The sequence below is a fragment of the Arthrobacter koreensis genome (assembly GCF_009193255.1).
GTDB lineage: Bacteria > Actinomycetota > Actinomycetes > Actinomycetales > Micrococcaceae > Arthrobacter_B > Arthrobacter_B koreensis.
In genome coordinates this window covers 797690-817388 of record NZ_WACG01000001.1, presented here as the reverse complement: position 1 = coordinate 817388, position 19699 = coordinate 797690, and the positions used below count along the sequence as shown (strand labels likewise).

Genomic DNA, 19699 nt, shown 5'->3' with positions numbered 1-19699 from the left:
ATGCCCTTCGATAGATGGGAGTGTTCCGGCTCTGAGTCTAGACTGCTGCCGGGCCACCGGCGTGAAGAACGGCTTGTAGGCTGTGGGGGTGACTTTCTCGCAGCGATACGTGGCCCTTGGAGATTCCTTTACCGAAGGTGTGGGGGACTGGGATTCCTCCCGCCCCAACGGCGTCCGCGGCTGGGCGGACCGGGTAGCGGAGCAGCTCACCCTGGCCGACCCCTCCTGGGGCTATGCCAACCTGGCCATCCGCGGAAAGAAGCTGCGCCAGGTCATCGACGAGCAAATTGAACCGGCACTGGCACTGGAACCCACGCTGGTGAGCATCTATGCCGGCGGCAATGACATCCTGCGTCCCAAGGTGGACATCGATGCCATTGTCCAGGCCTACGATTCCGCGATCGGCCGCCTGCAGGCCTCCGGAGCGGCCGTGCTGGTCTTCACGGGTTTCGACTCGGGCCAGTCGCCCATTTTCGGCCGGACGCGGGGACGCACCGCACTGTACAACGAGCTGGTGCGCGAAGCCGTGGACGCACGCGGAGCAATCCTGGTGGACTACTGGCGCCTGAAGGTCCTGCAGGACGAGAGGTACTGGGACGTGGACCGCCTTCACATGTCCCCGGCAGGCCACATCCAGACGGCGAAGAAGGTTCTTGAGGTGCTGCGTGCCACCGACGCACTGGATGTTCCCGAGCTGGATACCCTGCCGGCCCGCGACCGGATCCAGCGCCTGAAGCACGACGCTCGCTGGGCCCGTGAGTACCTCGGTCCGTGGGTCAGCCGGCGCCTCCGCGGAGTTTCCTCGGGAGATAATCTCACCGCCAAATTCCCGGGGCTGGTGCAGCTCGCTCCACAGGGCTGAGCCGGGTCCAGGGCCGGAAAAGGCCCCGCGAAACTATGTGTGTGACTCACTTCACAATACTCGTGGATTGCCGCGTAGTTGTTGGCCACTGCGGGCGCTGCCGCGCGCCCGAACCTGGATAAGCACCCTTACGATTCGGGAATAGCCGCCCGTTTTTCTAGACTTATGGGTCTGCCGGCCCGCTGCCGGCGCGCAGGGATGCACCACCCCTCAGCAGATGACCTCTAGAGAAAAGGCCCAAATGCAGCAGGAAGCACCTGATTCGAGCACCGCTCCGCCCGGTTCACTCCCGGGCGCTGCGGCCCGCAAACCGAAGCGCAACCCGCTTCGCCGCCGCCGGCTCGAGGTAGAAGACGTCAACGTAGTTGATCATTCGATGATGAAGAAAGCCGTCGGAGGCACCGTCGTCGGCAACACCATGGAATGGTTCGACATCGGCGTGTACGGCTACCTGGCCGTCACCATGGGCGCCGTCTTCCTTTCCGACGCGGACCCCGCCGCCCAGCTGCTCTTCAGCCTGGGCGTGTTCGCGGCGACCTTCGTTGCCCGCCCGCTGGGCGGCGTCGTCTTCGGGCGCATCGGAGACCGGATTGGCCGGCAGAAGACGCTGGCCGCCACGCTGATCATGATGGCGGCGTCCACGTTCGTCATTGGCCTGCTGCCGGGTTATGCCCAGATTGGCATGGCCGCACCCGTGCTGCTGGTCCTCATGAAGCTCCTGCAGGGCTTCAGCACCGGTGGTGAATACGCAGGCGCCACCACGTTCGTCTCGGAATACGCTCCGGACAAGCGCCGCGGCTTCCTGGCCAGCATCCTGGACCTCGGCAGCTACATGGGCTTCGCCCTCGGCGCGCTGACAGTCTCAACGCTGCAGCTGACCCTCAGCGAAGAAACCATGCTGGACTGGGGCTGGCGGATCCCGTTCCTGATCGCCGGACCGCTTGGCGCCATTGCCATCTACTTCCGCCTGAAGATCGAAGAATCCCCCGCTTTCCAGGCCACCTTGGACGCCCAGGAGGAGCAGGCCGCTTCCGCCGCCAGCAAGGACCTGGACAAGGATTCAGTTGCGCAGGGAACCTTTGGGATCTTCCGCACCTACTGGCGCCCGATCGTGCTGGCCATGGTCCTCGTGGCCGCAGCGAACACCGTCGGGTACGCCCTGACGTCCTACATGCCTTCCTACCTCACCGATTCGAAGGGCTACGATCCGCTCCACGGCACCCTGCTGACCATCCCGGTGCTGGTAGCCATGGCCCTGTGCATTCCGCTGACCGGACGCCTTTCGGACCGGATCGGCCGGCGCCCGGTGCTGTGGATGGGCGCCGGAAGCACCATCGTGCTGGCCGTCCCGGCCTTCGTCCTCATTGACCAGGGCCCCATCTGGACCACCCTGCTCGGACTGGGCCTGCTCGCCATTCCGGTGACGTTCTACGTTGCCAACCTGGCCTCGGCTCTGCCGGCACTCTTCCCCACCGCCAGCCGCTACGGAGCGATGGGCATTGCCTACAACTTCGCGGTGGCGATCTTTGGCGGTACCGCTCCGCTGATCATGCAGGGCCTGATCACCCTTACCGGCGATGACATGATGCCCGCCTACTACCTGATGGCAACCTCGGCCATTGGAGCCGTCGCCATCGGCATCATGAAGGAATCGGCGCGCCGCCCGATGCCCGGGTCCATGCCGAGCGTTGCCACCGAAGAGGAGGCCCGCGAGCTGGTTGCGACGCAGGACGAGAACCCGCTGCTTGACCTGGATTCGCTCCCGTTCGACTCAGCGGACGAGGCAGGCGGACCATCCGCGCCCGGGGGCCGGGAAGCGGTTCGCTAGCTCCTGCGCAGAGCCGGATGCCTGGCCGGCACCCCTGTCCGAATGGAGAAGGGTGCCGGCCAGGTCCTGACTTAAGGCTTGAAGGCTCAAGTGACGTGAGAGAATTGGCCCCATGACCGAACAGCAGTCCGGCCGGTGGCTCACCCCGGAGGAACGCAGCGCCTGGCTGGCGCTCTACGCCGTCGCCACGCGGCTGCCGGGAACCCTCGACGCCGATCTTTTCCGCCGGGCACGGATCACCCTTTTTGACTACCACGTGCTGGCCATGACGTCGGAGGCCGAGGGGCAGCAGCTGGCCATGAGCGAACTCGCCTCACGCTCCAACGCTTCCCTCTCCCGCCTGTCACACGTCGTGAAGAAACTCGAGGCGCGCGGCTGGATGCGCCGCTTCCCGTCCCCCACGGACGCACGGGTGACGACGGCGGCACTCACGGAAGAGGGCATGGCTGCCCTGGTTGAACTCGCCCCCGGGCATGTGGAGACTGTCCGGGAAGCGGTTTTCGACGCCTTGGATGACCGGGACGTGGAAGACCTGACCCGCGTAGGCACCAAAATCCTTACCCTGCTCGATCCGGCCTCGGACCGTCCGGGCGCCCCAACCGAAGGAACCTGAATGCGCCAGCCGCGGATACTGACCATCATCCTTGCCGGGGGATCCGGAGGAAGGCTGGGAAGCCTCACAGACACGCGGGCCAAGCCTGCCATGCCGGTGGGCGGTTCCTACCGGCTAATCGACATCCCGCTTTCGAACCTGCACAACTCCGGACTCAGCGACGTCTGGATCGTGGAGCAGTACGAACCGAAGTCCCTGAATGACCATCTGGTCAGCGGACGGCCCTGGGACCTGGACCGCACCAACGGCGGCCTGCGCGTGCTTCCGCCCTACCAGGGGTCCGAGGGGGAGGGGTTCGCCGAAGGCAATGCCGATGCCCTGTACCGCCAGGTGGACTACATCCGCGAATATGATCCGGACCTGGTCCTGGTCCTCAGCGCGGACCACCTGTACCGGCTGGATTACCGGGACGTTATAGCCGCGCACACGTCCGCGGCCGCCGCCCTCACCGTAGTGAGCTACCGGATCAGCCATGAGCCGTCCGAGCACGGTGTCCTCGAAGTGGCGGACGGCACCGTCACCGGGTTCGAATACAAGCCCGAGGATCCCAAGTCGGACCTGGTTGCGGCGGAAATCTTCCTCTACGACGCCGAAGTTCTGCTGCGCAGCCTGGAGGAGCTCATGGAGCGCGACGGCAAGCTGGAAGACTACGGAGACCAGCTCCTGCCGTACCTCGTGGAGCGCGAAAAGGTCATCGAACACCGGTTGGACGGCTACTGGCGGGACATGGGTACGCCGGAGAGCTACCACCAGGCGCACATGGACCTGCTCGAAGGGCACGGCTTGGTCTTCGACGACCCGGCATGGCCCATCCTTTCCGCCACCCCGCGCCGCCTGCCCGCTTTCGTGGGTGCCTCTGCGCAGGTTGAAACCAGCCTGCTGGCTCCCGGCTCGCGCGTGGACGGCAAAGTTGTCCGCAGCGTGGTGGGCCCGGACTGCCATGTTGAACCCGGCGCCGAGATCCATGGCTGCGTGCTGCTGGACGGAGTGCGCGTCACCAGCGGCGCCCGGCTGCGGAACATGGTGGTGGATTCCGGGGCCGTGGTGGGCGGCGCAACTGATTTGGACGGCGCGAAAGAGGACCCGGAAACCGGGATCGCCGTCGTGACTGCCGCCGGAGCGCTGGAGAAGCCCTCCGCTGATTAGCCGGTTTGGACCAGGGGCCCGCACCGTTTAGGATAGGAAGGCGTTAAGTCGCGCCCATGATCTGGTTCCTTCCCGCAAGAGCAGGGACCAGGGCATTTGCGTGGCCGCCCGTATAAACCTAGAATTGAAGGCTGTCACAGTGGATTTCCGCTGTGCCTGCCCGAACTTCACCGTCTTCCCCGCGGCGAGGCACTTCGGCTGGATCTCACCCCGCCAGGTCAACCTCCGGAAAGTCGCAGTAATAACGGTGTCAAAACTGGTGGCGGGACGCTCTTTATTGCAGGTGCCATGGCGGCATCGCCTGGTGCTTGTTTTTTGAGGACCGTCATATTTACTACAACTGGAGGAGAGATCATGGCAGCTTACTGCCAGGTAACCGGAGCTGTTCCCGGCTTTGGTCACAGCATTTCGCACTCGCACCGCCGCAACAAGCGTCGGTTCGACCCGAATATTCAGAAGAAGCGCTACTGGGTTCCGTCCCTGCGCCGCAACGTGACGCTGCAGGTTTCCGCCCGCGGCATCAAGACGATCGACGTCCGCGGCATTGACGCAGTCGTCACCGAACTCCTCGCGAAGGGTGTGAAGCTCTAGTGGCTAAGGACAAGGACGTTCGTCCGATCATCAAGCTGAAGTCGACCGCCGGCACCGGGTACACCTATGTGACCCGCAAGAACCGTCGTAACGACCCGGACCGCATGGTTCTGAAGAAGTACGACCCCAAGATCCGCCAGCACGTCGAATTCCGTGAGGAGCGCTAAGAATGGCAAAGAAGTCCAAGATTGCCCGCAACGAGCAGCGCAAGGTTGTTGTTGAGCGCTACGCTGCCAAGCGCCTCGAACTGAAGAAGACCCTGGTCGACCCGAACGCGACCGACGAAGCACGCGAAGCAGCACGCCTCGGCCTGCAGAAGCTTCCCCGCAACGCTTCCCCGGTTCGCCTGCGCAACCGCGACCAGATTGACGGCCGCCCCCGGGGTACCCTCCAGAAGTTCGGTATCTCCCGCGTGCGTTTCCGCGATATGGCTCACGCCGGCGAACTGCCCGGCATCAAGAAGTCCAGCTGGTAAGCTCCGCTTTCCACGCCTGAAAAGGGCGGCAACCCCCGTGGTTGCCGCCCTTTTTTCATGCCCGGCACTTTACTGCATCCAAAACTCCCCGGATTTTGCCCAAAAACCCGAAAAAACCGCGAAAAACCGGGGTTTTCAGCGTGACTTAGGCTTCTAAGCTGGTAAGTTTTCGAACAGAGGCGGTTACGCATCCGTGAACCGCTCGCGCTAAACACCAGAGTCCAGGAGGACATAAATTGGCTATGAACCGCAGTGAACTTGTTGCCGCTGTCGCAGAGAAGTCCGGCAACAGCCAGACCGCCGTTAACGGCGTGCTCGACGCTGTCTTCGACATCTTCGCCACTTCCGTTGCCAACGGCGAAAAGATCACCATCCCGGGCTGGCTTGCTGTTGAGCGCACCGACCGTGCAGCTCGCCAGGGCCGCAACCCGCAGACCGGCGAAACCATCCAGATCCCGGCCGGCCACAGCGTCAAGCTGACCGCAGGCTCCAAGCTGAAGGCTGCTGTCGCCAAGAAGTAGTATTCTCGCTTTCCCGAGAGGCCGGTACCGGATGGTGCCGGCCTCCCGTGTTCCCGGGCCCGCAGGCTGGTCCAACCAGCGGCCGGGATTGGCCCAATTTTTACAAGGGGTAGAGAATGGATACCGTGCCAAACTCTGCCAAGACCCAGAACACCTCACCGGGCCGTCCTGCCGGATCGGCGTCCGAAGCCGGACACCCGGCCCGCAACGGCTGGCTGGCTGCTGCCGCGGGTGTCATGGTTCTCGCCCTGGGCATTGCGCTGCTGTTCACGGGTGCCGCCGCGGCGTCCCAGCTCTCGGACCCCGGTGCGCTGACCCGCTGGGGGCTGCCCATCGCCAAGGCGCTGCAGAACGGTGCCGTTGCGGCAGTCATCGGCGCCCTGGTGTTCGCCGTTTTCATACTTCCCAAGCACACCGGGCCCCGCCCCGGCAAAGGCGAACGGGAGACTCGTCCAGAGCATCCTGCGTTCACGCAGGCCATGTACCTCGCCTCCGGCGCCGCCGCGCTGTGGACACTGTCCGCCATCGCGGTCATGCTGTTCACCTACTCGGATGTCTCCGGCCTGCCGCTGAGCCCGGACCCGTCTTATACCGAAGGGCTCGCATCCTTCCTCACCGATTTCGCCACCGGACGCGCCTGGCTGGCAGTGAGCATTATTGCCGCCGTCGTGACTACCCTGACGTTTGGTGTCCGTTCCCTCACCGGCCTGGCTCTCACGCTGATACTTGCTGCCGGCGGACTGCTGCCCATGGCACTGGTGGGCCACGCGGCCGGCGGTGATGACCACAGTGCCGCCGTGAACTCGATCGGGCTGCACCTCATTGGCGTCTGTGTGTGGATCGGCGGGCTCATCGTCCTCGTCGTCATAGCCAGGCAGCTTGGCGACATCACCGGGGTGGTGCTGCGCCGGTTCTCGGCACTGGCCGGTTTCGGCTTTGTCCTGGTTTCCCTTTCCGGCCTGGTTAACGCCTCACTGCGGATCACGTCCCTGGAGCAGCTCGATTCACGCTGGGGTGCCCTGGTGCTCTTCAAGGTAGCGGCCACGCTGGTGCTGGGCGTCTTCGGTTTCCTGCACCGGCGCTGGATCATCCCGCAGCTGCCGGCCCAGGCGGCAGGGTCCACCAAGGGGACCTCAGCGGAGACACCACGCTCCATGAGTGCCCGCAGGGTGCTGTGGCAGCTCGTCGGCGTGGAACTGCTCATCATGGGGGCCATTTCCGGCGTTGCCGCGGCACTTGCACGCACGGCCCCGCCGCGGCCGGAGGAATTGCCGCCGAACGCTTCCCCGGCCCGTATCCTCACCGGGTACGACCTGCCTCCCGAGCTGACCGCTGAGCGATTCCTCACCGAGTGGCGCTTCGACTGGCTGTGGGTCGCGATCACAGTGACCATCGGCGTCGCGTACGTGCTTGGAGTCATCAAAGTGCGCCGCCGGGGAGACAAATGGTCCCTGGTCCGGACGCTGTGCTGGCTGGTTGGCCTTGTTGCGCTGACCTACGTCACCTCCGGTGCGCCCGCCGTGTACGGCATGGTGCTCTTCAGCACGCACATGCTTGGCCACATGGCCCTGACCATGGTGGTGCCCCTGTTCCTGGTTCTCGGAGCGCCCGTCACCCTGGCACTCAAGGCCCTGACCCCGCGCCGGGACGGCAGCCGCGGCCTGCGTGAATGGATCCTGATCGGGGTGCATTCGCGGTACTCGAAGATCATTACCAACCCGATCTTCGCGGCAGTGAACTTCGCCGGCTCCATTGTGATTTTCTACTACTCGGACCTCTTTGGCTTCGCGCTGCGCGAGCACGTGGGCCATGAGCTGATGGTGCTGCACTTCCTGCTCACCGGCTACATCTTCATCCTGACCATGATCGGGATCGATCCGCTGCCCAGCCGGGCGCCGTACCCGCTGCGCCTGGTCATCCTGCTGGCCACCATGGCATTCCACGCGTTCTTCGGTGTGGCGGTGATGGGCCAGACCTCGCTGATCCAGGCGTCCTACTTCGGCAACATGGGCCGTGACTGGGGCGTCAGCGCCCTGGAAGACCAACAGCTGGGTGGAGCAATCATGTGGGGAATCGGCGAAGTTCCCACGGTTCTGGTGGCGATTGGCGTCGCTCTCCAGTGGTCCCGGACGGATGCACGTGAAACAAAACGCAAAGACCGTGCGGCCGAACGGAATAACGATGCTGAACTTACGGCTTACAACAATATGTTCGCCCAGCTGGCCGAACGTGATGCTAGGACAGACCAAGGAGAACGCAGATGACTGAAACGGTGCGCGCCGGATACCGCGTCCGGGCCTCCGAGCTGGAAGGCCGCAACTGGCTCAACACGGGCGGGAAGCAGCTGGGGCTGGAAGACCTCCGCGGCAAGATCGTCCTGCTGGACTTCTGGACTTTCTGCTGCATCAATTGCCTCCACGTCCTGGATGAGCTGCGGCCGCTGGAGGAGAAGTACTCCGACGTCCTGGTGACCGTGGGCGTCCATTCGCCCAAGTTCGAGCATGAGGCCGATCCGGTGGCACTTGCTGCCGCCGTCGAACGCTACGAAATCCACCACCCCGTCCTCGATGACCCGGAACTGGCCACCTGGCAGGCCTACACGGCCCGTGCCTGGCCCACCCTGGTGGTCATTGACCCCGAGGGTTACATCGTGGCCCACCTCTCCGGCGAAGGCCACGCAGCCGGCCTGGAGTCCCTGGTTGCTGAGCTGGTGGCTGAGCACGAAGCCAAGGGCACCCTGCACCGCGGCGACGGCCCGTACGTGCCGGCAGAGGTAACCTCCGGAGACCTGCGCTTCCCGGGCAAGGCGGTAGCCCTGCCGGAAGGAACCTTCCTGGTCACGGACACCGGCCACCACCGCCTGGTGGAACTGGAAGCGGACCTCTCCACGGTGCGCCGGGTCATTGGTGAAGGCACCAAGGGCTGGCGCGACGGCGACGCCGGTACGGCCAGGTTCAATGAACCGCAGGGCCTGACCGTGCTCCCCGCTGCCGTCGCAGAGACCCTCGACTACGACGTGCTGGTTGCTGACACCGTCAACCACCGCCTGCGCGGCGTGAACCTGGCCACCGGAGCCGTCACCACCGTGGCCGGAAACGGGATCCAGCGGCTGCTTGACGCTGAGAACCAGACCGCCCCCGCGTCCACGGACCTGGGAACCGATCCGCTGGGGACCTCGCTGTCCTCTCCGTGGGATGTGCTGTGGTCCACCGCGCTGGGCCAGGCCGTGGTGGCCATGGCCGGCACCCACCAGATCTTCGCCTTCGACCCCGCCACCGGCGCGCTGTCCATCCTGGCCGGAACCGGCCTTGAAGGCCTGCTCGACGGCGACGGCGACGCCGCCTGGTTTGCCCAGTCCTCCGGTTTCGCCCAGGACGCTGAAGGCAGCATCTGGGTCGCCGACTCCGAGACGTCCGCACTGCGCCGGCTCCGCTTCGACACCTCCGCCGCAGGCAAGCCCGCCGTCACGGTGGACACCGCCGTCGGCGCCGGGCTGTTCGACTTCGGCTTCCGCGACGGCGACGCTTCCGAGGCACGGCTCCAGCACCCGCTGGGAGTCGCTGTCCTTCCGGACGGCTCCGTGGCGATCGCCGACACCTACAACGGCGCCGTGCGCCGCTATGACCCGGCGACGAAGACCGTTTCCACCCTCACCCGCGGCCTCGCAGAGCCCTCGGGAGTCCTGGTGGACTCGACGTCCGACGAGCCGCTCCTGGTGGTTGTGGAGGCCAACAAGCACCAGCTGGTCCGGCTGCCGATCCCCAAGGAAGCGCAGTCCGTGGATGAAGGGGCCCGGCAGACCCAGCGGCCGAAGACCCCCATGGCACCTGGCGCCCTGGGCCTCACCGTCCGCTTCGCCGCGCCCAAGGGACAGAAGCTTGATGACCGGTGGGGAGACCCCACTCAGCTGAAGATCTCTTCCTCCCCGGAGGAGCTGCTGGTTTCGGGCGGGGGAACCGCCGTCGGATTGGTCCGTGAACTGGTGCTTTCCGATTCCGTTGCCGAGGGAGTCCTGCACATCACCGCCCGCGCTGCGGCCTGCGACGGTGAACCCGGCGGAGAAATCCCGGACCACGCCGCCTGCCACCTGTACCAGCAGGACTGGGGGATCCCCGTGGTGATGCAGGCCGGCGGCGAAACGGAACTGACCCTGGACCTCCGCGGCCTCGACTAACCACCATCGAGATAACAGAAACTGCCCGTATCCGGCCGGATACGGGCAGTTTCTGTTATCTCGTTTGTGTGTGGGGGGAGCTAGTCGATGACGGCGGTCAGCGACACTCCGGCGTCGGTCACGGAGAGCCGGGCGCCGAAGGTGAAGTCCTTCTCCTCAATGAGCGGGCTCTGCGCGCCCGAGAAGAGATCGGTCTGGGTGGCGCTCACGCGGGCCTTGCCCTGCAGCGGGGCCAGTACCCAGTGGCCGTCAGCCGGAGAAATCTCCACCGTGGGGTACTCCAGGATCTCCCAGGTGATGGGGGGCTCCACGCGGTTGTCCGTGAGGTGGTAGAACGGGCAGCCCGGAGGTGCCAGGCGGTTCTGCTCGCCGGCGCAGTTGTCCAGGAACTCGCGCACCCGGGCATCAACCGTCTTGACCAGTTCCTCGGTAGCCTGGCTGCGCAGCGTCAGGTCCACTGAGTCGCCCGGCCCGGCCAGGACAGCGGACTGCTCCGGTGCCTCGAAGTACCCGCTGGTGTAGGAGGCCGCCACCCGCGAGGGGTAGAACGCGGCGAAGGTGTTGCTGCCCTCGGGCAGCAGGACCCGGGCTCCGTTCAGCTGCGCCTCGTTTTGGTTGGGCGCGTTGACGCGCACGGTGGGCAGGTCCTGCGGCCGGAAAGACCACTCGTCGAAGAACATCCACCGGGTGCCGGTCTGCTCCAGCTCGAAGGTGGACTGCTGCTCGGCTCCGTCAAGCCGGTAGTTCACCACCACGTTGGTGCGCCCGTCCATGGACGTGGAGACCTCCTCCATGCCGAGCACCTCAAGGCCTGCAGTGGAGGCACGCAGTGCGTCCGCGTCCAGCAGGGCAGCGTTTGCCTCCGGCACCTCCGCGTTGAGGATTCCAAGGGCCAGAGCGCCGTCTCCGTCCTGGAGCGCCTGGAAGTAGTTCTCCACCTGCTTTGCCGGCCCGTAGACCTTGGCGTTCACGAGCCAGATCACGACGACGGCGGCCGCGATGGAGAGCATGAGGGCAGTGAGCCAGATAGTGACTGCCTTGATTACCGGTGATGATGCCTGCACGCTCTTACGTTACCTGCCGTTTCCGTGCGCAGCCGACCGGAGGGCCCGCGTGCTGCGGTTCCTCCGGCCGGCTGCGGGACGGCTAGGAGTCTGCGGCGGTACCTGCCGCTTCCCGAACATCCTCGCGTGCCATGGCGATCTCTTCGGCCCGACGCTCGTTGGCTTCCTCGGTGAGTTCCGCCCCCGCCTCGGGGTCGCGGGTCAGGTTCTCACCGGTCTCCGGATCGAAGATATGGATCTTCCGGGTGTCCAGCCAGAGCTCTGCCTCGCGTCCGCCGCGTACCCGGCTGGCGGCGTCGAGCGTCACCACAATCTGCGGACGGAGCTCGTCAGCGTCCATGTCCCGGGCCAGGTTGTCCAGCAGCTCGCGGACTTCCGGTGTCGGGTCGAAATGGATGTAGCCGTACTGTTCGTTGCCCAGCCACTCGGTATGGGTGATCGGCGCGGTAAAGGTGGATCCGTGGGCCTTCTTGTCCCCCTCAACAAGGGACGCGTCCTCGAAGAATTCCGGCCGGATACCCACCAGGACTACCTTCTTGCCCGCGGCCTTGGCGGCCTTGTCTTCGGGGATCCGGATGTCTCCCACGGCAGTTTCAAGGACGTTGCCCTCCTTGATGGTGGCCGGAAGGAAGTTCATCGACGGCGATCCGATGAAGCCGGCAACGAACAGGTTGACCGGCTGCTCGTAGAGTTCCCGCGGCGAAGCTACCTGCTGCAGGATTCCCTTTTTCAGCACGGCCACCCGGTCACCCAGGGTCATGGCTTCGGTCTGGTCGTGGGTGACGTAGATGCTGGTGACGCCCAGGCGGCGCTGCATCTGCGAGATCTCCGAACGCATCTGCCCGCGGAGCTTGGCATCCAGGTTGGACAACGGTTCATCGAACAGGAACGCGTCTGCCTGGCGGACGATCGCGCGGCCCATGGCCACACGCTGCCGCTGCCCGCCGGAGAGGTTGGCGGGCTTGCGGTCCAGGTGCTCGGTCAGCTCGAGGGTGGCGGCTGCGTCGTTGACCAGCCTCTTCACTTCCTCATCGCTGTACTTCCCCTTGTTCAGCCGGAGGGGGAACGCGATGTTCTCGAACACCGTGAGGTGCGGGTACAGGGCATAGTTCTGGAACACCATGGCAAGGTTCCGGTCACGCGGAGCCTTGTCATTGACGCGCTCCCCGTTGATCAGCAGGTCACCGGAGGTGATGTCCTCCAGGCCCACGATCATCCGAAGCAGGGTCGACTTGCCGCAGCCGGAGGGGCCCACCAGGATGATGAACTCACCGTCGGCAATGTCCAGGCTGATGTCGTTGACAGCCGGGAAGCCGTCCCCGTACTTCTTGACGAGATGGTTGAGCGTAATAGATGCCATGCTCATGGCTCCTTTTCTAGTACCGTGCGTCTGGGGCTAGCCCTTGACGGCGCCCTGGGTTAGTCCGGAAACGATCTGTCGCTGGAACAGCAGTACAAGCACAACGACCGGGATGGTCACAATGATCGCGGCTGCGGAAATTGCTCCGGTTGGCGCTTCGAACTGGGAAGCGCCGGTGAAGAAGGCCAGAGCCGCAGGCACCGGCCGTGCAGCTGAGGTTGAAGTAAGCGAAATCCCGTACACGAAGTCATTCCAGGCAATGAAGAACGCGATGATTGCCGTCGTAAAGACGCCGGGGGCGGCGAGCGGAACGATCGCCTTCCGGAACGCCTGCCAGGTGGTGGCGCCGTCGACCTGCGCTGCCTGCTCCAGCTCCCAGGGAATCTGGCGGAAGAACGCAGCCAGGGTCCAGATGGAGATGGGCAGGGTGAGGGAGAGGTAGGGGATGATCAACCCGAGCCATGTGTCATAGAGGCCAATGTTCCGCCAGAGGTTGAACAGCGGGGTCACGATCGAGATGACCGGGAAGATCGAGACGCCGAGTGCGGTGGTCAGCACGAGCTTCTTGCCGGGGAAGTCCAGCCGGGCAATGGCGTAGGCACAGAGTGTGGCCAGCACGACGGCGATGAACGTGGCGATCAGCGAAATGCCGATCGAGTTCCGCAGCGCGGAGAGGAACAGTTCCTGGGCGTCTCCAACCAGGATCTGTTCGTAGTTCACCGTGGACCAGGTGGTCGGCAGGAACGTGCCGGAGGTGAGATCGCTGGGGAGCTTGAACGACGTCGCGAAGATGGATGCGACGGGGAACAGTGCGTAGACGATCACCAGGATGGAAATGATGGTCCAGGTGATGCGCCTGCGTATCGGTGACGATTCCATTTAGTTGCCCCCTCGTGCGCCGGTCAGGTCCACCTTGAAGAGTTTGATTGCGATGAAGCAAATCAGGATGACGCAGAGGAACAGCAGGACGGAAACCGCCGAACCCATGCCGATCTCCAACCGGGTAATGGATGTGCGGTAGGCCAGGAGGGACAGCGTCTCAGTGCCGTACGCTCCCTTGGTCATGATGTAAACGTTGTCGAAGATGCGGAAAGCGTCCAATGCGCGGAACAGGACTGCCACCATGATGGCGGCCTTCATGTTCGGCACGATCACCCGCGTGAAGCGCTGCCACCAGGTGGCGCCGTCGACTTCCGCCGCTTCCGTCAGTTCCCCCGGAACCTGGGCAAGTCCGGCCAGCAGGAGCAGCGAGATGAACGGCGTCGTCTTCCAAATCTCCGAAGCCATGATCACGGTGATGGCGGTGCCGAAGTCCGCGAACCAGTTCAGGTCCGTGCTGATGCCCGGAACCCAGCTGAACCAGTGGTTCACGTACCCGGAGTTGATGTCGAAGGCGTAGAACCAGGCGAAGGCCGACACCACGGTGATGATGCCGTAGGGCACCAGGATGGCCGTCCGCAGCCAGCCGCGGACGGCTTTCAGCGCGCTGTTCATGACCATGGCCAGGGCGAACCCGAGGATCAGCTCGATGATCACGGTGACCACCGTGATGAGCACGGTCACCAGCAGGTCCCGCCAGAACACTTCGTCCGTGAGGATGGTGGCGTAGTTGCTCAGGAAGACGAACTGCCTGTCATCCGGCGCTGTGAGGCGGTACTTGAAGAGGGAGTCCCACAGAGCCAGCAGGATCGGGTAGGCAGTCACGGCCAGCATGATGATGAACGCGGGGCCGGCAAGCCAGAATCCAAGCCGCCGTTCAGCCCTGGCCCTGTCGCTCAGCCCGGGTTTGCGCCCTTTGGGGCTGCCGCCGGCGGCGGCACGTGTTTCCACTGACGTACTCATAGCAGCCTCTCTCCCTTTAGGACCTCAAGAATGAACTGCTGGCTGGTTCCCGGTGTGGTGTCCGGATTGACGTCCTGCGGCGGCGTCCAGGTCTGCTGGATGCCGGTGGAGATTTCGTTGTAGTACGGAGTCTGCGGGCGGGGTTTTGCCAGGTCCAGCGATTCACGGATGGTTCCGGCCATGGGGAAGGTGTCAACGACTTCCGGATCGTTGTAGGCGTCCGGGTTGGACGGCGGGTTACCGTTCGATGCGAAGTAGTAGGCCTGGTTTTCGGGGCTGACGATGCACTCGATTGCCTTGTACGCCAGGTCCGGGTGCTTGCTCTTGGAACCGACGCCCAGGTTGATGCCGCCCAGCGGGGGAGCGGTTTCCTCTCCCTCGTTGACCTGCGGGTAGAGGGCCCACCCAATGTCGTCGATCAGGGAAGCGGGCAGGGACCCTTCCTCGACGGCCGCATTGGTGGCGGGCCAGACGAAGGGGTAGTTGACCATGAAGGCGCCCTTGTCACCCTGGAACTGGATCATTGAGAAGTTCTCGGTCTGGGTGGGCAGGCCCGGGCCGCCGAGTCCGTCCTTGCCAATCTTCGAGACGATCTCCGCAGCCTTCTTGCCGGCATCGGAATCGATGCCCAGCCGGATCTCGTCGGCGGAAGCGTCCGGGTTCTCCACGATCTGCCCGCCACCGGATTCGATCAGGGCATTCACCCAGACGGTCATCGACTCGGCCCGGGCACCCTGCACGCTCAGGTACTTGTCCTGGCTGGCTACGGCTTCCATCAGCTGGTCCCAGGTGACGGGCTGGCTCATGTCCAGTCCCGCTGCCTCGGCTACGGACTTGCGGTACCAGAGGATCTGGGTGTTTGCCCAGAACGGTACGGCGACAACCTCGTCCTTCCAGGTGGCGCCCGCAAGGGCGCCCTCAAGAACGTTGGCGGTGGTACGTTCGCGCACATCATCGGGAATGGGAGCCAGATAGCCCGGTTCCGCGTATTCAGGCACGTTGGGCGGATCCAGGCTCATGATGTCCATGCTGGTGTCACCGGCGGCGAGCCGCCGCGCCAGCTGCTCCCGCTGCGACGGGGCATCGTTGGGAAGCAGGGAAGTCTCGATGGTGTACTCCCCGTTCGAAGCGTCAGTGCAGCGCTTCGCCAGTTCGGCCTGTCCGCCGTCATCCGGGTTGATGTACCACGTCAGGGTAGGCGTGGAACCGGAATCCGAACTGCAGCCCGCCAGCAGGGTGGCGCCGACGGCGAGGGCGAACCCCGCAGCTGCAGACTTCCTTATCCGGTGTCTGCCGTGATGTTTTGCACCTTGTGGCATGGGTATATGCCTCCACCTCGTCGTAGGCACGGACTTCAGTGATGTTCCGCGAAAGGAAGCTCAGCAACCTTTCGATCGACCATATGCCCAACAAGGTGCATTACGCCACAGTTCCGCGGGCAAACCCGTGAAAGCTCAGGTGGCAGGGGAGCGAACTGTTATCTAACCGTGTCCGCTGAGGGTAGAAGGAGGCGTGCAGGCGCCTCCTCCGGCGCCGGAATCCAAGTGGCGGACCCGTAGGTCAGTGCCGGGAAGCTGCGAACGGCGGGCGCTGTGTGCCCGGGGTGACCGCCTCGGCTGGATCGGTGCCGAGTTCGATAATGCGGTTGCTGCCGTCCACATGGACGACGGCGGGAACATAGGCACGCGCCTCTTCGGTGCTCATGTCCGCATAGGTAATCAGGATGACCTTGTCCCCGATGTTGACCAGATGCGCGGCCGCGCCGTTAATGCCGATAACGCCGGACCCGCGCTCGCCGGCGATTGTGTAGGTTTCAAGCCGGGATCCGTTGTCCACGTCAACTATCGAGACCAGCTCACCGGGAAGGATGTCTGCTGCGTCGAGCAGGTCCTCGTCCACGGTCACGGAGCCTACGTAGTGGAGGTTGGAATGGGTGACGGTGGCACGGTGGATCTTGGACTTAAACATTTTGCGGTTCATAGCGTGTTCAAGTGTACGCCCGGCACGTGGTCTGCCATCCGGCAAAGAAAGGCACCTCCGGCCTGGGGCCGGAGGTGCCTTTTCTCCCTGTGGTGGAGCGGGCGACGGGAATCGAACCCGCGTATCGAGCTTGGGAAGCTAGCGCTCTACCATTGAGCTACGCCCGCACGGCGCCGGACAAGCACCGGCACAGGAAACCACTTTACATGCCTTTCGCATCAGCAGCACAAAGCTGTTTGCGGTGTCCCGGGAGGCCACCGGCGGCGGGCAATCCTAGGCCCGGCGGGCCTCTCCGCCGTCCCGAGCACGCTCCACCAGTTCCCGCCACTGCCCGGTGAGGGACGTCTCGGGAATGGTGACGGCCTGCTGGCCAACCCTGATCTCATACGTGAATCGGTCCTGACCGCCGGCAGGTTCCTCGGGCGGCTCCTGGAGCAGGGGAAGCCAGCGTTGCTCAGCCTCCTCGGAACTCACCTCGCTGCTCCAGGTGCGCCGCATTCCAGCGATGCCTCCGGTACGCACCACAACCAGTCTCATACCATGACATTAACCTCTTGCCATGCAGCCTGCACAGCGGAACTTTCTTCGCTCCCGGCCCCATAGCGCTTTTCAGCGGCCGTAATGGTGGCAGCCGCGAAAACCGGGAAGGTGCAGTCCGCCGGGAAATTGGGCTCCGTGATTGTGTCGTACCAGATCTGGCCTGCGCGTTCCCAGGCATAGCCGCCCAGCCGCACGGAGGCGAGATAGAAGGCGTGGTTCGGGATTCCCGAGTTCAGGTGCACGCCGCCGTTGTCCGAGGTGGTTTCTATGTAACCGGACATGTCCGCAGGCTGCGGATCCTTGCCCAGCACGTCGTCGTCGTACGCCGTTCCCGGAGCGGCCAGGGACCTGAGGGCGGAGCCGCTGACCTCCGGCGTGAAGAGGCCTTCGCCAACCAGCCAGGAGGCGTCCGCGGCGGTTTGTCCGAGTAGCTTCTGCTCCACCAGGCTGCCGAAGACATCCGCTACCGATTCGTTCAGCGCGCCGGCCTGGTCCTGGTACACCAGCTTGGCTGTGTACTGGATGACGCCGTGAGTCAGTTCGTGGCCGATCACCGTCAGCGATTTGCTGAACCGTTCGAAGACTTCGCCATCCCCATCCCCCAGGACCATCTGCGCCCCGTCCCAGAACGCATTGTCATAGTCGCGTCCGTAGTGGACGGTGGCCAGGAGCGGCTGCCCTGCCCCGTCCACCGAGGACCGCCCGTAAGCGTCCTCATACAGGGCATAGGTGGCTCCCAGCCCGTCATAGGTTTCGTCGACGGCGGGATCCCCGGTCGAAGCCGAGCCCTCCGCGCGCACCTCCCTGCCGGGCAGTTCCTGCCGCTGCATGGCGTCGTAGACCGTACGGCGGAGCTTGGGGCTGAAGGCGGTGCCGGACGACGGCGCCTTCGCAGTGCGGCCGAGCTGCCTGGTTTCTGCCACAGAGCTGAACTCCATGAGCGTACGCCGGGCAGCCTCGGCGGCAGCAGCGAGCCGGTCGGGACGTTCCGCGATCCGGGAGAGCAGAAACGGCGGAACGATTGAGCAGTTCGTTGGGGAAGCCGGGAAACAGGTCACGTTACAGCCCTCCATCTGTAGTGAGTTTCCTCAGAGTAGACGCCGCCACCCCCACAGCAAGGCCGGGGCCGGAAAACGGGGCCGTCTTGGCCAAAGGGCAACCTGTACGGAGGCTTCCGCCGGCTGCCCGGGGCTAGGCCTCGGAGGAGTCCGTCTCCTCACCGGCCACGCCCCCGAAGGCGGCGACGACGGCCTGGACACCTTCCGGGCCAAGCTCCAGACCCAGCGAATTTCCGGGATTGATGGCCAGGCCGTAGCCCGGGGCGATGCTGCGCAGCGTAGCCTCGCCGGATGCCTTGACCATGATCGGAGCAGTGTCGCGGATCCGCTGCGGGATCCGCTGAGCATCGGTAAAGGTTGCAGCGACAGGAGCCGCGCCCTCTGGGGACTTAAGCACCAGCGCCTGGAAGCTTGCCGGGTCATCCTCCACAGTCAGCCGGCCGACGCTGAGCAGTTCAGAATTCCAGATGGCTGTGATGACATCCTGGTTGCTGATTGCACCGGACTGGCCGGAAACGATGGCTTCTTCCAGCGCCGTGGCGGGCTCAGGGGCGCTTGGCCGGGAAGCTGCAGTGCCGGTTTCCTCTGCGGTGCCGTCCATGCCGGTGTTGCTGTTCTCGGTGCCGTTGTCCAAGGGGACCTCCTCTGGAGGGTCGGATGCATAAACCGCCAGTCTTCCACAGCCCTGCCGTGGCGCAGAAGCCGTTGCCACGGTGCTGCGGCTACCGTGAATGCCAGCACCGCAGTACTCAGGGCATGGGCCCAATCACCAGCCACACATGGAGCACCGATGAGCGTAGACCGGAATACAAGGGACCTGGAACCGGGAATCGAGCGCGATTTCAGCCGGAAAATGAGCTACGGATCCTACCTGGGCCTGGACGAGCTGCTCTCCGCCCAGCATCCGGTCAGCAGCCACCATGACGAGATGCTGTTCATCATCCAGCACCAGACCTCGGAACTGTGGCTCAAACTGGTGCTGCACGAACTCAGGGGCGTGCGGACGCGGCTCATGGCCGATGACCTGCGCTCGGCCATGAAAGGCATTGCCCGCATCAAGCACATCCAGCGCTCGCTGACCGAGCAGTGGTCCGTGCTGGCAACGCTGACGCCGTCGGAGTACGCCGGGTTCCGCGGCGAACTTGGTGCTTCCTCCGGTTTCCAGTCCTACCAGTACCGTGCCGTGGAGTTCCTGCTCGGCAACAAGAACGCGGCCATGCTGGAGGTGTTCCGTTCAGACCGGGAGGCGCAGGCACTGCTTGCGGAGCTGCTCTCGGCCACCAGCGTGTACGACGAGTTCATCGCGGCTTTGGCGCGCCGCGGCTACGAGGTGCCGCAGGAGCTGCTGGAACGGGACGTCACGCAGGCGCACGTCTTCAACGCGGCGCTGATGGACATATTCCGCCACGTGTATGAGCACCCGGCAGAGAACTGGGACATTTACGAGGCCTGCGAGGAGCTGGTGGACCTGGAGGACAATTTCCAGCTGTGGCGCTTCCGCCACCTGCTCACCGTGCAGCGCACCATCGGCATGAAGCGGGGCACCGGTGGATCCTCGGGTGCGCACTTCCTGCGCAGTGCCCTGGACCTGACGTTTTTCCCTGAGCTCTACGCCGTCCGGACGGAAATCAAGCAGGGATGAGGA

The 19699-nt window shown here is 64.5% G+C and carries 20 protein-coding genes and 1 tRNA gene; 11 read left to right on the top strand and 10 right to left on the bottom strand.

Annotated features, from left to right (window positions below):
• Positions 1 to 88 precede the first annotated feature (88 nt).
• The 10 genes from GD628_RS03845 to GD628_RS03800 all read left to right on the top strand — a co-directional run bounded on the left by GD628_RS03845 (position 89) and on the right by GD628_RS03800 (position 10210).
• Positions 89 to 862: an SGNH/GDSL hydrolase family protein gene (locus GD628_RS03845; RefSeq protein ID WP_152273861.1), complete on the top strand. Its 774-nt coding sequence runs from the start codon at positions 89 to 91 to the stop codon at positions 860 to 862.
• A gap of 241 nt (positions 863 to 1103) precedes the next feature.
• A complete protein-coding gene (locus tag GD628_RS03840; protein WP_176697526.1) occupies positions 1104 to 2690 on the top strand; it encodes an MFS transporter in 1587 nt (528 codons plus the stop codon).
• A 112-nt stretch (positions 2691 to 2802) separates the two neighbouring features.
• On the top strand, positions 2803 to 3303 hold the full coding sequence (locus GD628_RS03835) for a MarR family winged helix-turn-helix transcriptional regulator (protein WP_091601725.1): 501 nt from the start codon (positions 2803 to 2805) through the stop codon (positions 3301 to 3303).
• Positions 3304 to 4449: a glucose-1-phosphate adenylyltransferase family protein gene (locus GD628_RS03830; RefSeq protein ID WP_091601728.1), complete on the top strand. Its 1146-nt coding sequence runs from the start codon at positions 3304 to 3306 to the stop codon at positions 4447 to 4449.
• Between the two features lie 354 nt (positions 4450 to 4803).
• Entirely contained in the window at positions 4804 to 5040 is a 237-nt protein-coding gene (rpmB, locus tag GD628_RS03825; RefSeq protein WP_055239037.1) for a 50S ribosomal protein L28, read from the top strand.
• On the top strand, positions 5040 to 5207 hold the full coding sequence (rpmG, locus tag GD628_RS03820) for a 50S ribosomal protein L33 (protein WP_013602737.1): 168 nt from the start codon (positions 5040 to 5042) through the stop codon (positions 5205 to 5207). Before rpmB ends, rpmG begins: the two co-directional genes overlap by 1 nt.
• 2 nt (positions 5208 to 5209) lie before the next feature.
• Positions 5210 to 5515, top strand: coding sequence for a 30S ribosomal protein S14 (gene rpsN, locus GD628_RS03815; RefSeq protein ID WP_055239038.1), 306 nt, complete (start codon positions 5210 to 5212; stop codon positions 5513 to 5515).
• A 236-nt stretch (positions 5516 to 5751) separates the two neighbouring features.
• Complete coding sequence (locus tag GD628_RS03810) at positions 5752 to 6036, top strand: HU family DNA-binding protein (RefSeq protein WP_055239039.1); 285 nt, start codon at positions 5752 to 5754, stop codon at positions 6034 to 6036.
• 116 nt (positions 6037 to 6152) lie between these two features.
• Positions 6153 to 8300, top strand: a complete 2148-nt coding sequence (locus GD628_RS03805; protein ID WP_091601731.1) for a bifunctional copper resistance protein CopD/cytochrome c oxidase assembly protein — start codon at positions 6153 to 6155, stop codon at positions 8298 to 8300.
• Positions 8297 to 10210, top strand: a complete 1914-nt coding sequence (locus GD628_RS03800) for an NHL domain-containing thioredoxin family protein (RefSeq protein ID WP_091601734.1) — start codon at positions 8297 to 8299, stop codon at positions 10208 to 10210. Before GD628_RS03805 ends, GD628_RS03800 begins: the two co-directional genes overlap by 4 nt.
• Before the next feature lie 80 nt (positions 10211 to 10290).
• Here the strand turns inward: GD628_RS03800 and GD628_RS03795 are convergent, their stop codons facing one another.
• From GD628_RS03795 to GD628_RS03750, 10 genes are all read right to left on the bottom strand, one after another.
• Positions 10291 to 11274 carry a nuclear transport factor 2 family protein gene (locus tag GD628_RS03795; protein ID WP_091601737.1) on the bottom strand — a complete coding sequence of 328 codons (984 nt, stop codon included), beginning with the start codon at positions 11272 to 11274 and terminating at the stop codon, positions 10291 to 10293.
• Between the two features lie 82 nt (positions 11275 to 11356).
• Positions 11357 to 12634: an ABC transporter ATP-binding protein gene (locus tag GD628_RS03790; RefSeq protein WP_091602212.1), complete on the bottom strand. Its 1278-nt coding sequence runs from the start codon at positions 12632 to 12634 to the stop codon at positions 11357 to 11359.
• Positions 12635 to 12670: 36 nt separating this feature from the next.
• Positions 12671 to 13513, bottom strand: a complete 843-nt coding sequence (locus tag GD628_RS03785; protein ID WP_091601739.1) for a carbohydrate ABC transporter permease — start codon at positions 13511 to 13513, stop codon at positions 12671 to 12673.
• A complete protein-coding gene (locus GD628_RS03780; RefSeq protein ID WP_091601742.1) occupies positions 13514 to 14476 on the bottom strand; it encodes a carbohydrate ABC transporter permease in 963 nt (320 codons plus the stop codon). It abuts the gene before it with no gap.
• Entirely contained in the window at positions 14473 to 15795 is a 1323-nt protein-coding gene (locus GD628_RS03775; RefSeq protein ID WP_152273860.1) for a sugar ABC transporter substrate-binding protein, read from the bottom strand. The genes GD628_RS03780 and GD628_RS03775 overlap by 4 nt, the downstream gene beginning before the upstream one ends.
• Positions 15796 to 16036: 241 nt before the next feature.
• Positions 16037 to 16456: an aspartate 1-decarboxylase gene (gene panD, locus GD628_RS03770; protein WP_176697528.1), complete on the bottom strand. Its 420-nt coding sequence runs from the start codon at positions 16454 to 16456 to the stop codon at positions 16037 to 16039.
• A gap of 93 nt (positions 16457 to 16549) precedes the next feature.
• Positions 16550 to 16623: transfer RNA gene (locus GD628_RS03765), tRNA-Gly, on the bottom strand.
• Between the two features lie 106 nt (positions 16624 to 16729).
• Positions 16730 to 16993, bottom strand: coding sequence for a protealysin inhibitor emfourin (locus GD628_RS03760; protein WP_141653627.1), 264 nt, complete (start codon positions 16991 to 16993; stop codon positions 16730 to 16732).
• Positions 16990 to 18054 (bottom strand): M4 family metallopeptidase, encoded by a 1065-nt coding sequence (locus GD628_RS03755; protein ID WP_226802323.1) that lies wholly within the window; start codon positions 18052 to 18054, stop codon positions 16990 to 16992. Before GD628_RS03755 ends, GD628_RS03760 begins: the two co-directional genes overlap by 4 nt.
• A gap of 133 nt (positions 18055 to 18187) precedes the next feature.
• Positions 18188 to 18688, bottom strand: a complete 501-nt coding sequence (locus tag GD628_RS03750; protein ID WP_152273858.1) for an SseB family protein — start codon at positions 18686 to 18688, stop codon at positions 18188 to 18190.
• A gap of 156 nt (positions 18689 to 18844) precedes the next feature.
• Between GD628_RS03750 and GD628_RS03745 the strand changes: the two genes are divergently transcribed.
• Positions 18845 to 19696: a tryptophan 2,3-dioxygenase gene (locus tag GD628_RS03745; protein WP_091601754.1), complete on the top strand. Its 852-nt coding sequence runs from the start codon at positions 18845 to 18847 to the stop codon at positions 19694 to 19696.
• Positions 19697 to 19699: the final 3 nt, after the last annotated feature.